Here is a 14,018-nt window from a genome sequence, read left to right as displayed (position 1 = left end):
TCCAACAACAACCGCTGCGCCGGATCCATCCCCGCCGCCTCCCGAGGCGACACACCAAAAAACCCCGCATCAAACAAACCCACACCCTCAACAAAACCCCCCTCCCGCACACCACACACCTCACCCGACAACACCCCACCACCCCACCCACGATCCCCCGGAAAACCAGACACCACATCCCCACCCGACACCACCACATCCCACAAACCCTCCGGCGACACCACCCCACCAGGAAAACGACAAGCCATCCCCACAATCACCACCGGATCAACCGAGTGATCTCCCACCGGATTGGCAATGGCTTCGCGGGTGGAGTGACGAGTGGGGTTACTGGTTTCGTTGTTGGTGGAATTGTTACTGGTTTCGTTGTTGGTGGGATTGTTGGTGGCGTCACTCTGAAGACTCGCCAGGAAATCGGCGAGAGTCAGCGGGGTCGGGTGATCGAAGACCGCTGTCGAAGGAATGTCCAGGCCGGTCACCTCGGACAGCCGGTCCCGCAACTCCGCCAGCATCATCGAATCGAAACCCGCGTCCCTGAACGCCGCTCCGCCGTCGAATGCACCGCCACCCAGCACCTCGCGCACCACCGAAAAGACGGTCTCCTCGGCGAAGACCCCGGCGCGGGGCGCGGACCCCGACCTCGCGGACCCGGACGCCGGGGACCCGGCCGTTTCCGCGCCCGCCTCGGGCCACCAGTACGACTCCCGCTGGAAGGCGTACGTGGGCAGCTCGACGACCGTGGGCCGCGTGCCGACGAAAGCGGGGCTCCAGTCGATCCGGACACCGCGTACGTGCAACTGCGCGGCGGTCGCCATGAGGTCGGGCTCGGACAGTGCACTGTCCGGGGTGCTCCAGGCCCCCGCGTCCGGCGTACGGACACCGAGCCGTCCCGTGGCGTCCAGCCACCAGGTGTCGGCGGCAGCCTCTCCGGTGAACTCCGCACCCTCGGGCGGCACTTCACCCGCGGCGACCAGACGCGCGCCCTCCTCCGGCGCCAGGAGGCCACGGCTGACCGCGGCGGCCACCGCGCCGGGCCCGTGCGGGGCGCTCACCGCGCCGGGGCGGACCCCGTACGCCCGCCAGATGCCCGCGAGCGCCAGCGTGACGGCGTACACGCAGGCCGCCGTTGTCTCCGGGCCGGACGTCTCGGTCCCGGTGCCGCGCAGCGCCTCGGCGACGGAGGACAGGCCGTAGGGCGCGAACAGCGCGTCGTACTCGGCGAGGGCGGCGGCGAACCCGGGCGAGGAGGACAGCAGCGCGCGCCCGGCGTCAAGACACGCGTCGGCCGTCGTCGGGAACACGAGGGCCAACGGCCCGGTCGTCGACGCGGCGCTGCCGGTGACGACCGCGTCCGTCGTCGTGCCGAGAGCCAAGGCGTCGAGGGCCGCCACGAAGTCCGCGCGGCTCGCCGCGACGACAACGGCCCGCTCGTCGAAGGCGGTTCGGGTGGTGGCCAGTGAGTGGCCGATGTCCTCGGTCCGGCAGGCGGGGTGCGCCACGACGTGCTCCCGGAGCTTGCGGGCCTGGTCCCGCAGGGCCTGTGTGCCACGCCCCGAGAGCACCCACGGCACGCGCGGCGTCGGAGGTTGCCCGCTGTCGGCGGGCCGGCCCGGAGCGGGCACGGCGCTCGGCGTCGCCTGCGGCGCTGCCGAGACGACGACGTGGCAGTTGGTGCCTCCCATGCTGAAGGAGGACACCCCGGCCACCCGCTCCACGCCCTCGGGCGCGGGCCACCGCTCGGCCCGCGTCTGCACGCTCAGGCCGAGGCCGTCGAGATCGATCTCGGGGTTGGCGGACTCGAAGTTGAGGCTGGCGGGAATGACGCCGTGGGACAGGGCCAGGGTGACCTTGAGCAGGCCGGCGATGCCCGCCGCCGCCTCCAGATGGCCGATGTTGGTCTTGACCGAGCCCACCCGGAGCGGCTCGTGGCCGCGCCGCCGGGGGGCGAAGACCGCGCCGAGGGCGTTCGCCTCGATGGGGTCGCCCACCTTCGTGCCGGTGCCGTGGAGTTCGACGTACTGCACCTTCTCGGGGGTGATCCGCGCCTGCCGGTGGGCCGCGAGCAGGGCGTCGGACTGCGCCGCCGCGCCGGGTACGGTCAGCCCGGCGCCGTGGCCGCCGTGGTTGACGGCACTGCCCCTGATCACCGCGTGGACGCGGTCGCCGTCGGCCAGCGCCTTGGCCAGCGGTTTGAGTACGACGAGACCGGCGCCCTCGCCCCGTACGAAACCGTTGGCGCGGGCGTCGAAGGCACGGCTGCTGCCGTCGGGGGACAGTCCGCCGAAGGCCTCCGCGAGTTCCGCGCCGTCCTCGGTGATGTTCAGCTGCACGCCTCCGGCGAGGGCCAGCGACGACTCGCCGCTCCGCAGACTGACGCAGGCCAGGTGCGCGGCCACCAGGGACGAGGCCTGCCCCACGTCGACGGTGAGGCTCGGCCCGCGCAGGTCGAGGGTGTACGAGAGGCGGTTGGCGATGACGCTGCGGTGGGTCCCCGCCAGGGCGTGGTGGGTGAGCGGGGCTGCCCCTTCGCGCCGGATGACACCGGCGTAGTCGTTGGCCGAGACGCCGAGGAAGACGCCGGTGGAGCTGCCGCGCAGCACGGCGGGGAGCACTCCCGTCGATTCCAGGGCCTCCCAGGCCAGTTCGAGCGCCAGTCGCTGCTGCGGGTCCATGGCGGCGGCCTCGCGCGGCGATATGCCGAAGAAGTGGGCGTCGAACCGGTCGCGGCCGGGAAGCGTGCCCTCGTGCCTGCCGGTCTCGGGCGAGCGGCGGATGGCCGAGCGGCCCTCGTGCAGCAGGCGCCAGTAGTCACCGGGCGCGGGGGCCTCGGGGAAGCGGCACGCCATGCCGATGATCGCGATCGGCTCGTCCTGCGCCGTCTCCGGCTCCGTCATGCCGTCCGCCACGTGTGCAGCCACTGTCGTTCCCTGCCCCTTCTGATCCCACTGGTTCCGCTGATCGCTGGTGCCGCTGGTCGCACTGGTTCCGGGCCCCTACCGGGGCGGGCGAGGCCTCACCACGCCACGTGCAACGAGCCGAGTCCCCGGGTGATCAGTCCGTCCTTCCACACGACGGCGGGTGCCGCGGGCTCGTCCTCGGCCAACCGCAACTCGGGTAAGCACGCGAACAGTTCGAGGAGCGCCGTGCGCACCTGGAGCCGCGCCAGCGGCGCGCCGAGGCAGCGGTGAATTCCGTGCCCGAAGGTGAGATGGACCGAGGACCTGCCGTCCCGCAGAACGTCCGGTTCGGCGAATACCTTGTCGTCACGATTTCCGTGCAGCAAGGAGACCACCACCGCTTCCCCCGCACGCACGCGGATATCGCCCAGTTCGACGTCCTCGAGAGCCACTCGCGGAAAGCTGATGGCCGTGGACGGGGTGACGCGGAGCAATTCCTCGACCAGTACGTCCGCCCGCTCCTCGTCCTTGACGAATTCGCGGGGAATGCGCTCCTGGAGTACGGCGAGGACGGCGAGGCCGATCTGCCCGACGGTCGTCTCGTATCCCGCCGTGAGCAGGGCGAGCCCGAGGCTGACGAGTTCGGCCTTGGTCAAGGAGTCGCCGTCGTGCGCCCGGATGAGGTCGGTGAGCAGGTCGTCGTCGTCCCGCACCCGCTTGCGGTCGATGAGGGTGGACATGTAGTCGACCAGCAGGAGCCGCTGCCGGCTCTTCTCCAGGTCGCTGCTGGCGGTGATGTCGAAGAGCACCTCCACCCAGGAGTCGAAGATGCCCCGGTCCTGCGCGGGCACCCCGAGCAGGTTGCCCAGGACGGCCACGGGAAGTGGTTCGGCGAAGGAGGACACCAGGTCGGCCGGGCTGCCGCGGCGGTTCATGTCCGCCAGCAGATCCGTCGCCGTCCCCCGCACCAGCGGGGCCATGCCGGTCATCTTTCCGGTGGTGAAGGCGGCCGCGACGATTTTGCGCAGCCGGGCGTGGTCGGCGCCGTCCAGGCTCATCATCGAGGTGGGCGAGGGCATCGCCGAGTTGAGCCGAGGGGCTCCCGGAGCCGCCGCGGCGGCCCTGCTGAAGCGCCGGTCGGACAGTACCCGGCGGCCCAGGGCGTAGTCGCTCACCAACCACATCTCGTCACCGGGAGGCGTGCGTATGCGCTGCACCGGAACGGTGTGCGCACCGGCCATGAATTCCGGTAAGGGACCCAGGTGATGGGAACGCAGTACGGCGGACAATCTGACACCTCGCCTTTTCTCCGGAACCGGCTCGACCCGCCAATTCGCCAGTTCCGTGCGATATTTGGTGGCCCCGGTTCGAGCGTCAGCGTAGCCGCGCACAGGGGATGTGACCACGAACGCTCGGAAAGCCCGGACAAGTTCGTCGGCCCGCTGTGCCGAGTGCGTGCGGTACAGCCCGTGCGCCGAACACATCGAGTACGAGAGGTGTCCCATGGATATCGCGACCAAGCAGGGCACATTCGGCACCGGCCTTCCCCATCTCGCCTTCGGTTCCGGGAAGCCGCTGGTCCACCTGTCCGGATTCACGATGACGCACACCGTGCCGCCGCCCGGTGCGCAGCGGCGCAGAGCGGCGCTGCTGGTGGCGCCGTTCGTCGCCGCCGGGTACCAGGTCTTCTGGACCAACCGCCGCCCGGGCACGCCGGTCGGCACGACGATGGGCGAGCTGGCCGCGGAGCACGCCGAGGCGCTGCGCGCGCACTTCCCGGGTCCCGTGCCGGTGCTCGGCCACGGGACCGGGGGCGCGATCGCCCTGCAACTGGCGCTCGACCACCCCGACGTGGTCGACCGGCTGGTCCTGGCCTGCGCCGCGTACACCCTGGGCCCGGTCGGCAGGCGCTTCCACCGGGACCTGTTGGCGGCGGCCGAGCGCGGTCGTTCCGGCATGCACCGGGCGGCCCCCGCCCTCACCGCGAACCCCGTGCTGCAACGGCTGCTGATGCTTCCGCTGTGGCTGGCGGGACGGCTGGATCCGCCGCCGCGCGACATCTCCGACCTGAAGGCGACGCTGCTGGCCGAGGACGGCTTCGACGTCCGGGACCGGCTGGGCGAGGTGCGGGCGCCCACCCTCGTGGTGTGCGGCGGCCGCGACCGGATGTGGCCCCAGGAGATGTTCGACGAGACCGCGGCCGGGGTACCGGGCGCCCGGCTGGTGCGGTACCCCCGCCGCGGCCACAACCTCCTGGGCACCCCGGAGTTCGCCCGTGACGTCCGCGCGTTCCTCGACGCGCCGTGAGCGCGGCGAGCACCGACGGGCCATAACCGCCGGCCGTACGCATGAGTCGTACGCGCGAGCCCTACGCCCGCAGGGACACGCAGGGACACGCAGGGACCGGTCGCACCTCGCGGCCGGTCCCTGCGTCATTCGGTGCTCCCCGCCGGGTGCGCGGACGCGGGCCGGGGACAGCGGCTCAGCCCGCCTCGGTCGGTCTCTCGGCCGTCCGTTCCGACAGCCTGTCCGCGAGACACTGCCAGGCGTTGGCGCACTCCCGGGCGAGGCGGGCCACCACTTCCTGGCGGTGGGGCGGCACCGCGTCCACGATGCGGGCCCACCCGTCGGCGTCGACGGAGCTGACCCGCAGCGCGCGCAGCAGGACCTTGCCGGCCATGGTGAGCCGCAGCGAGGGGTCCTTGCTGAGGCTCACCAGCAGGACGTCGCTGGCCTGGCCGTCCGGCCGGAAGGAGCGCCGGGCCACCGCCCCGGAGGGGTTCTCGCGGGTCCCGGCCTGCCGCTGTTGCGGCGTGACCAGGGGTTCGCCCCGGTTGAGCCGGGCCCGCACGTCGCTGGCGGTGGCCGCCGAGATCCCCGCGAGCCTGGCTATCTCGCGCAGCGAGGCCTCCGGGTTGGCCCGCATCAACTCCCCCGCGCGCAGCCGCCCCTCGGCTCCGTTGCGCGGGCGCACCCGTCCGTCCCGGCCGATGCTGGCGTTCGGTTGCTCATTTTGCGCAGTCGTACGCTGCCGCACGGCGCCCACCGTGTTGGCGGCCAGGCCCACGACCTCGGCGATCCTGCGGTCGGACCACTGGGGGTGGGAGGCGACGATGCGGGCGGCGGCGGCCTTGCGGTCGGACAGCGAGAGCGGCAGTCCGTGCTCGCTGTTGAGCTGGACCGCCAGGACGAAGGCGTCCGCCTCCGGGCCGTCGAAGAAGCGGACCATGATGCGGTCGTCGCCGCGCAGCAGGGCGGCGCGCAGGCGGTGCGCGCCGTCGATGACGTGCATCGTGGGGCGGTGCACCACGATGGGCGGGAGCGGTGTGTCCAGGGCCGCGAGCAGGTGGACGTGCTCCTCGTCCTCCCCGCCGATGCGCGGGCCGCCCGTCGTGCGCAGGGTCTCGACGGGTACGTACTCGGTGGCCGGCGACTGCGCGCCCCCGGCGCCCGGGGCCGCGCCCGTCCCGCCCTCGCGTCCCGGAACATCGACACCGGGCACCGCCGCCGTCCGAACGGCATGGGCTTTTAACCTACCGATCATTGATCAATCACCTCGGGGTGCGTGGTTGAGAGGGCCGGAGGGCGATCGTGCGTCGGTGGAAATGGGCAGCCGGACGCGGCCGCTCCCGCTGTGACGTGTGGTTCCGCGGTGACTCAGCGACGCGGCAGGCCGAGCGGGCGGAGGAGATAAGTCGATAGAACGGCTACGGCTCGGCGGCCGGCCCGGGCGCCGCTCGGGCGCACCGCCTCACCTTTCCCCACACCGTTTCCGCGTCACGTCACCGCGTTAATTCCGGCCGGGCGGAGACGGGAACGGAAATAGCCGTTACGGTGAAACAAAACCGCAGTCCGCGCAGCCGTCGCATACGAACCTCGCCCCCGTAGCAGAATATCCCCGTCCCGACGGATTCATTGCTCGCCCCTCGGTTACGGAACACCGTGACACTGCGCAAATTTGATCGCTTTCGGCCGATGTCTGTCAAGACGAAGCGCCTATGAGAGCATTCGGTACAGCCCTCACGGACTGCTGGTTTGAACCGCTTCCAACACCTCTGACCCCGGTCGCGCACGGGTGACACGGCGGTGGCCCGGGGGCGTACCGACCCTGTGGCCCGCGTGGTCCAGGCTGGCGAAACATGCGGTCATCACGTACGGAGGGCGGCGTTCCGATCCCGGCGGCGCACTTCGGCGAGCAGGTCCGGCCATCTGAACGGGGTGCCGCCGTGGGCCCGCCGGAGCCGGCGCAGCAAACGCCGGCGCGTGAGCCGGAATGCCATGGCGCACACCATCAACACAATTCCCGGCACCACCGCCATAAAGGAAAGCCCGAAAACGTGGCGAGGACGCGGCCTGTAGGCGCCGAGGACGGCGCAGCGCGCGATGGCGTCGATCTCATCGCGACTGAGTAACTCATAAGCTGATCGTTCGGCCATCGATCGAGCATCCCAACGCCGGGGAAGTCGGGCAAGAATTCTTCGAGGGAAATTCGGCGGGGGCACGTCGGGCGAACGGCGAAAACCACTTTTCCGAGAATTAAACCTCTGCTTCCGGCCCAGGGCGGCGCCCCCGGGGCCGCGGCCGCTGTCGCCGTGTCGACTTCTCCCCGCGGGCGGGACGCGGCAGCCGCCAATCTCGGATGGTGCCACCATCGGGATGTTCCGTGTATCTTCCTTCGTGAGCGCGAACACTTGCACTCCGGGGCCGCAACGGCTAGGCGCCGAACGGCCACGCACCGACGGAAGGAGTCGCGGATGGGCCGGCTGACCCGGGCCCAGCAGCAGGAGCGCACCCGCGCCGCCGTGCTGACTGCGGCGCAGGCCGAGTTCACCGCATGCGGCTACGCCGCGGCGAAGGTGGACCGGATCGCCGAGCGGGCCGAACTGACACGGGGCGCGGTGTACTCGAACTTCCCGAGCAAACGCGCCCTCTATCTGGCGGTGCTGATCGACATGGTCGAACGCGGCGCCGCCACGGAGCACGACGACGCCGTCGAGCTCGCCTGTCCGGCGCCCTCCGCCGGAGCCTCCACCGCCCAGGTGCTCGGCGCCTTCGCCCGCAGCTGGCTCGAACGGCTGCCGCTGGCCGAACACACCCCCGCCGTCGGCCGCGTACGGCTGCGGGCCCTGGCCGAGGTGCTGGACGACGAACCGATTCGCGCCGCGTTCGGCCAAGTGACGCGCCTGGAGGCGCTGTTGCTGGCGCTCGCGCTGGAGTCCCTGGACTCGCACACATGCGCCGACGCGCCGCCCGCCCGACAGGTACGACGGGCCCAACTGGTCCTGCGGCTGCTGGACGGCCCGGGCGCCTCGGCGGATCCGGCACTGGGCTTCGGCGACCCCTTCGACATCGCCCAGGCGTGCGCGCACCTGGCGGGGCTCCCCCTCGCCGACACCTGGAATCCGCCGCACCTGCCCTACGTCCCGCCCGCGCGAGCCTGCCGTGACCCGTGGCACCCGCCGCGGGAGCTGCGGGACCTGCTCGACGGGCGGCCGGTCGGCTTCGCCGGGGACGGTGTCATCACGGTCCTCGGCACCCGCCGCCTGGAAGCCGCGGAAGAGGCCGTCCGCGCCGCGCGGGCCGGCGATCTGATCACCGTGGCCGTCACCACGGCCGACCCCGCCGAGATCGGACGCCTCGTCCGGCTGAGAATCGGCGACTTCGCACGTAGCCTGTGGCGCGTGTTCGAACCCGAGGACCGGCCGCGCCTGCGTCTCGTCCTGGACGACCGCGGCCTGGTGGCGTCGGCCGTCGGTGTTCCCGACGCCGACGACACCACCGAGTACGCGGTCCGCGTCCGGCACGACACGATCGTCACCCGAGCCCAAGGACCGGGTGCCGCGCACGCCGCGGCCACCTTCGACCGCATCACCGCAGACGTCTCCCACACCGAACCCGATGGGGCCGCGCCATGACCCAGCCCGTTTCCTCCCACGCCACCAGCACCGATCTGCTGGTCCTCCACGCCCTTCGCTGCATCGGCTTCTCGGGCCTGTCCGCAGTCGCCGGGGCGACGGGACTGTCCGAATCCGACGTCGAGTCGGAACTGATCGACCTCGCCGTCGCCGGACTCGTCACGCGCACCGCGGGCGACTTCGGCGGCTGGGGCCTCACGGACGCCGGCCGCGACGCCGACGCCGAGCGGATCGCCGACGAGGTGGCGGCGGCCGGGGTGCGGCCCGCGCTCTCCGCCGCCTTCGACCGGTTCCTCGTCCTCAACCCCGAACTGCTCGACCTGTGCACGGCCTGGCAGACCCGCACCGTCAACGGCACCATGACGATGAACGACCACAAGGACTCCGCGTACGACGCCCGGGTCCTCGACCGGTTCACGGAGTTCCACCAGCGTGCCGAACCGCTGTGCGCGGAGCTGTCCGCGGCGCTGCTCCGGTTCCAGCGCTACCCCGTCCGGCTCGGCGACGCGCTCGCCCGCGCCAGGTCCGGGGCGCTGGAGTACGTGACGGACAGCACCGCCTCGTACCACACGGTGTGGTTCCAGCTCCACGAGGATCTGCTGGCCACCCTCGGCATCCCGCGCCACTGAGCCCCCGGCTCCCTCGCCCCCGGCTCCCCGGCCCGTGGCATCCCGCTCCCCGCAGCCGAATCAGCAGAGGCGACGCAGAGGTGACGAAGCGATGACCTGGATCCACCCGCTCTCGGCAGAGGTCGAGGAGAGCGCGGACGTCCTCGGCGGCAAGGCGCACGGGCTCGTCGTGCTCCGGCGTCTGGGACTGCCCGTGCCACCCGGGTTCGTCATCGGCACCCGGGCCTGCCGCGCCTACCTCCGCACCGGCCGGGCACCCGACGGCCTGGACGCCGAACTGGCGGGCGCGGTCCGTGACTTGGAGGCCGCCACACGCCGCACGCTGGGCGGCTCCGAACGCCCGCTGGCCGTGTCGGTCCGCTCCGGCGGGCCGGTGTCGATGCCCGGCATGATGAGTACCGTGCTCAACCTCGGACTCACCTCCAAGGCGACCGCCGCGCTGGCCGCGGAGAGGGGCGACCAGCGCTTCGCGCTGGACTCCCGGCTGCGGTTCCTGACCAGCTACGCCTCCGAGGTCGTGGGCGTGGGTCAGGAGGCCCTGGCGGCCGTCGAGCGGGCGATCGCCGGCCAGGAGGGCGAGGTGAGCGCCTTGGAGACGGCGATCCACCAGGTCGAGCGGCTGATCCAGGAACAGAGCGGCGAGCCCGTACCGGAGGACGCCGCCCGGCAGTTGGACCTGGCCGTCGAGGCGGTGTTTTCTTCGTGGGACACCCCGCGCGCCAAGACCTACCGCGCCCTGCACGACATCCCCGGCGACCTCGGCACCGCCGTGACCGTCCAGGCGATGGTGTTCGGCAACCGCGACGAGCGCAGCGGTACGGGCGTCGCCTTCAGCCGGGACCCCAACACCGGGGAACGCCTCCCGTTCGGCGAGGTCCTCTTCGGCCGGCAGGGCGACGACGTCGTCTCCGGCACCTCGCTCACCGGCCCTCTGCACGAGCTGGCCGAGCGGGAACCCGACGTGTGGGTCGGGTTGTTGGCGGCCCTGGACCGGCTGGAGGAGCACTACCGCGACGCCTGCTACGTCGAATTCACCTTCGAGGAGGGTGAGTTGTGGATCCTCCAGGTGCGCCCCGGGCGGTTCGTCGGGCGTGCCGCGGTCCGGGTCGCGGTGGAGCTGGCCGAGGCGGGGACGATCGACCGCGCCGAGGCCCTGCTGCGCGTGGCGCCCCAGCACCTCGCCCAGGTGCGGACCCCGCGGATCACGGAGGTGGAGCCGGGTGACGTCCTCACCCGGGGGCTCGGCGCCTCACCGGGAGTCGCCGTCGGCCGGGTCGCCACCACGGCCGACAGCGCGGCGCGGCTCGCGGCCGGCGGGCCGGTCGTCCTGCTGCGCCCCGAGACCTCCCCGCTCGACATGCACGGCCTGGCCGCCGCGGCCGGGGTCGTCACCGCGCGCGGCGGACCGACCAGTCACGCGGCCGTGGTGGCGCGGGCGATGGGCAAGCCCGCCGTCGTCGGGGCCTCGGGCCTGACCGTCGACGCCGCCGAGGGCTGTGTCCGGGTGGGCGGCCGTACCCTGCCCGAGGGCGCCCTGATCGCCCTCGACGGGACGAGCGGCGAGGTGGTCGTGGGCGAGCCCCGCGTCACCGCGGCCGCGACCGACCCCCATCTGCGCCGGCTGCTCGCCTGGGCGGACGCCGTCGCGGGCGCCCCCGCGGACGCCGTCGCGGGCACCTCCACCGACGGCCGTGCCGAGGAGGACCGCCTGGCCGCGGCGCAAGAGGCCCTCCGCGCGACGGGCCACGGCGCGCGGCCCTGAACCGGGGAGCGGCGCCCGCGATCAACCGTCCCCGCCGAACGCCCACGCGCGGCACCTCGTCTGCCCGGGCTTCCGTCGTTCGCCGTCTGCGGACACGCCGTGGCCGGTCGCGCAGTTCCCCGCGCCCCTGGGGCGTATGGCCGCCGCCCCTCAGGAGGCCGGCGGGGCACCTCCGGCAGCGGAACCGCCGTGGCCGGTCGCGCAGTTCCCCGCGCCCCTTGGGGGCGTATCGGTGAAACGACCGATGTGCCTCGCACCGGAGTCCCGTCATAGTCCTCGGGAAGATCGTTTGTGGGCCGGCGTCGTGCCGGCCGCCCGGGAAAGGACGCTTCTGTGGACACGTACGCGGATCTGGTGTTCGTCGGCGGCCAAGTGGTCACCGTCGACGCGGAGTTCTCCGTAGCCTCGGCCCTGGCGGTGACCGGTGGGGTCATCAGCGCCGTCGGCGGGCGGGACGACGTCGCGCCGTTCGTCGGGCCCGGCACCCGCGTCGTCGAGCTGCGGGGGGCGACGCTGCTGCCCGGGATCAACGACTCCCATCTGCACGGATGCGCCTTCGGCATGGCGTCACCGCCGCTCTCCCTGGACCTCGGGCACCCCACCGTGGCCTCCCTTGCGGACGTGGCCGACGCGGTGCGGGAGGCCGTCGGGCGCGTGCCGCGCGGGCAGTGGGTCACCGGGCACGGCTGGGACACCGGCTACCTCGCGGAGTGCGTCCGCGACCCCGCCCGGACGCCCTCGCGGCACGACCTCGACGCCGTGAGCCCGGAGCACCCCGTCGTCCTCTACTCCTTCTCCGGGCACGCCACCTGGGTCAACTCCAAGGCCCTGGAACTCATCGGGATCGACCGGCACACCGTCGCGCCGCCCGGCGGGGCCATCGTCGTGGACGGCGCCGGGGAGCCGACCGGGCTGCTCCACGAGGGGGCCCAGGCCCTCGTGCAGAACGCGCTGCCCCCGCTGAGCCGCCAGGAGCGCGCCGATGCCATCAGGTCGACCCTGCGCACGCTCGCCGGACTCGGCGTCACCAGCTACACCGAGCCCGGGCTCGGCCCCGGCGGCGACGGCATCATGCGCGGCGCGCTCGGCACCGGGACCCTGGACGTCTACCGCCGGCTGTTGGCCGACGGCGAGCTGACCGCCCGCCTCGGCGTCCTGCTCCTGCCCACCGCAATGGCCGGCACCGCCGAGGAGTTCGCCCGCGCTCTGGGCACCCTCGGCGAGTACGGCGACACCGATCCGCGCCGCCTCGCGGTCCACGGCGTCAAGATGTTCGCCGACGGCATCGTCCCCAACAAGACGGCCTGGATGCACGAGCCGTACGTCGGCGGCGGCCGCGGCGCCCTGTGCGTGGGCGGCGCGAGCGACACCGAGCGGACCGCCGAGATCGACGCCATGATCCGGTGCGCCCATGTCGCGGGCCATCAGCTGGGCGTCCACGTCACCGGCGACCGGGCCTGCGACACCGTCGCGGACGCCTTCGCGGCGGCCCTGGCCGAGCACCCGCGGCCCGACGCCCGCCACTACCTCATCCACGGCGACTTCCTCACCCCGCACAGCATGAAGGTGCTGGCCGCGCACGACCTGGGCGCCAACATGAACCCCACCATCAAGTGGACCGTCGCCGACATGGAGGAGGAGTTCGTCGGCGCCGAGCGGGCCGCGTACGCGTGGCCCTACCGCGACGCCCTCGACGCCGGTGTGCGGGTCGCCAGCGGATCCGACGCCCCGGTCACCGACCCGGACTGGCGCCAGGGCATCGCCACCATGGTGCTGCGCGAGTCGAAGGCCGCCGGCCGGGTCAGCGGCCCCGAGCAGCGCATCGGCCTGGCCGAGGCGATCCGTACGTACACGATCGACGCGGCGTGGCAGGACTTCGCCGAGGACTGGAAGGGCTCCCTGGAGCCGGGCAAGGTCGCCGACCTGTGCGTGCTCGACGGGGACCTGCTGGGCGCAGATCCCCACGACATCCCCCGGATGCCCGTCGTCCTGACGGTCATGGACGGGCGGGTCGTGCACGACACCCTGGGTGATTGACGTCCTCCGGGCACAAGATCATCCTTGGGGGATGGCAGGGAAGCGGAGCACGGCGGACATCCTCGACGCGGCCGTCCACGTCCGCGCGGCCGCCCGGAGCGCCACGAGCGGCGCGGCCGGCGTCGACACGGTCCTGACGGCGCTGTCGCGGGTGGTGGAGTACGACCACGCCTCCCTGGCCCGCTGGGACGCGCGGCGCCGGCGTCACATCACCTTGGCCGGGAGCTACCCGGCCGACGCCACGGCGTACATCGAGACCCGCCTCCACCACGACCCCGTGTTCGCCGTGCTCCGCGGGCCGGCCCGGGGCGGCCTCTGGCTCGGGGACGTCCCCGGGCACCTCCTCGCGGCGTCCCCCGGCTTCCAGGAGGTGCTCTCCCCGCTCGGCATCGCGGACGGGGTGGCCCAGTGCCTGTTCGCCGAGGACGGACGGTACGTCGGCATGCTGAACGTCAGCACCCGTCGGCCACGGAGCACCCCCGACCCGGCGCGCGCCGTCGTCACGCTCCTCACGGAGGCCCTCGCCGCGACCCTCGACGCGGGCGCCCGTTCCACCGCGGCGGCGCATCAGCGGCCCGGCGGGCTCTCGCCGCGCGAGCTGGAGGTGCTGGCCGAGCTGACCGCCGGCCGCACCAACCGCGAGATCGCCGAGCGCCTCTACGTCACGCCCCGCACCGTGGGCACCCACATCGAGCACATCCTGGCCAAGCTCGACCTGCCCAACCGCGCGGCGGCCGCGGCCAGAGCGGCGGCCTGGGGCATCGCGCCCGCCCCCTGA

General features: G+C 72.8%; 10 protein-coding genes. 6 read left to right on the top strand and 4 right to left on the bottom strand.

Going from position 1 to position 14,018, the window contains the following annotated elements; translation table 11 throughout:
• Together ABZ385_RS28930 and ABZ385_RS28925 are read right to left on the bottom strand one after the other, a co-directional pair.
• Nucleotides 1–2,918, bottom strand: a 2,918-nt coding sequence (locus ABZ385_RS28930) for a beta-ketoacyl synthase N-terminal-like domain-containing protein (RefSeq protein ID WP_358913780.1), incomplete at its 3' end; no start/stop codon positions are given.
• Nucleotides 2,919–3,013: 95 nt separating this feature from the next.
• Complete coding sequence (locus tag ABZ385_RS28925; RefSeq protein ID WP_358913782.1) at nucleotides 3,014–4,081, bottom strand: cytochrome P450; 1,068 nt, start codon at nucleotides 4,079–4,081, stop codon at nucleotides 3,014–3,016.
• Between the two features lie 319 nt (nucleotides 4,082–4,400).
• Here ABZ385_RS28925 and ABZ385_RS28920 point away from each other — a divergent pair, with 319 nt between their 5' ends.
• Complete coding sequence (locus tag ABZ385_RS28920) at nucleotides 4,401–5,204, top strand: alpha/beta hydrolase (RefSeq protein ID WP_358913779.1); 804 nt, start codon at nucleotides 4,401–4,403, stop codon at nucleotides 5,202–5,204.
• Between the two features lie 175 nt (nucleotides 5,205–5,379).
• Here ABZ385_RS28920 and ABZ385_RS28915 read toward each other — a convergent pair whose 3' ends face one another.
• Entirely contained in the window at nucleotides 5,380–6,399 is a 1,020-nt protein-coding gene (locus ABZ385_RS28915; protein WP_358588390.1) for a streptomycin biosynthesis protein, read from the bottom strand.
• A gap of 646 nt (nucleotides 6,400–7,045) precedes the next feature.
• Entirely contained in the window at nucleotides 7,046–7,333 is a 288-nt protein-coding gene (locus ABZ385_RS28910; protein WP_358588389.1) for a hypothetical protein, read from the bottom strand.
• Between the two features lie 318 nt (nucleotides 7,334–7,651).
• Here ABZ385_RS28910 and ABZ385_RS28905 point away from each other — a divergent pair, with 318 nt between their 5' ends.
• From ABZ385_RS28905 to ABZ385_RS28885, 5 genes are all read left to right on the top strand, one after another.
• Nucleotides 7,652–8,812: a TetR/AcrR family transcriptional regulator gene (locus ABZ385_RS28905; RefSeq protein WP_358913778.1), complete on the top strand. Its 1,161-nt coding sequence runs from the start codon at nucleotides 7,652–7,654 to the stop codon at nucleotides 8,810–8,812.
• Nucleotides 8,809–9,441, top strand: a complete 633-nt coding sequence (locus tag ABZ385_RS28900) for a transcriptional regulator (protein ID WP_358913777.1) — start codon at nucleotides 8,809–8,811, stop codon at nucleotides 9,439–9,441. The genes ABZ385_RS28905 and ABZ385_RS28900 overlap by 4 nt, the downstream gene beginning before the upstream one ends.
• Nucleotides 9,442–9,532: 91 nt before the next feature.
• Nucleotides 9,533–11,203 carry a pyruvate, phosphate dikinase gene (locus ABZ385_RS28895; protein WP_358913776.1) on the top strand — a complete coding sequence of 557 codons (1,671 nt, stop codon included), beginning with the start codon at nucleotides 9,533–9,535 and terminating at the stop codon, nucleotides 11,201–11,203.
• Nucleotides 11,204–11,536: 333 nt separating this feature from the next.
• Entirely contained in the window at nucleotides 11,537–13,240 is a 1,704-nt protein-coding gene (locus tag ABZ385_RS28890; protein WP_358913775.1) for an amidohydrolase, read from the top strand.
• A 31-nt stretch (nucleotides 13,241–13,271) separates the two neighbouring features.
• The gene (locus tag ABZ385_RS28885) at nucleotides 13,272–14,018 is read left to right on the top strand and encodes a LuxR C-terminal-related transcriptional regulator (RefSeq protein WP_358913774.1); all 747 of its coding nucleotides are present in this window, start codon (nucleotides 13,272–13,274) and stop codon (nucleotides 14,016–14,018) included.

It is taken from the genome of Streptomyces sp. NPDC005898, from assembly GCF_040629635.1.
Classification (GTDB): domain Bacteria; phylum Actinomycetota; class Actinomycetes; order Streptomycetales; family Streptomycetaceae; genus Streptomyces.
Note: the sequence above shows the minus strand (reverse complement) of the source record. Positions and strands in the feature narration are given on the sequence as shown.

Bases quoted from the DNA above. Each gene is read 5' to 3' on its own strand.
- ABZ385_RS28925 (WP_358913782.1), bottom strand. From the start codon at position 4,081: ATGTGGTTGGTGAGCGACTACGCCCTGGGCCGCCGGGTACTGTCCGAC.
- ABZ385_RS28920 (WP_358913779.1), top strand. From the start codon at position 4,401: ATGGATATCGCGACCAAGCAGGGCACATTCGGCACCGGCCTTCCCCAT.
- ABZ385_RS28910 (WP_358588389.1), bottom strand. From the start codon at position 7,333: ATGGCCGAACGATCAGCTTATGAGTTACTCAGTCGCGATGAGATCGAC.
- ABZ385_RS28905 (WP_358913778.1), top strand. From the start codon at position 7,652: ATGGGCCGGCTGACCCGGGCCCAGCAGCAGGAGCGCACCCGCGCCGCC.
- ABZ385_RS28900 (WP_358913777.1), top strand. From the start codon at position 8,809: ATGACCCAGCCCGTTTCCTCCCACGCCACCAGCACCGATCTGCTGGTC.
- ABZ385_RS28895 (WP_358913776.1), top strand. From the start codon at position 9,533: ATGACCTGGATCCACCCGCTCTCGGCAGAGGTCGAGGAGAGCGCGGAC.
- ABZ385_RS28885 (WP_358913774.1), top strand. From the start codon at position 13,272: ATGGCAGGGAAGCGGAGCACGGCGGACATCCTCGACGCGGCCGTCCAC.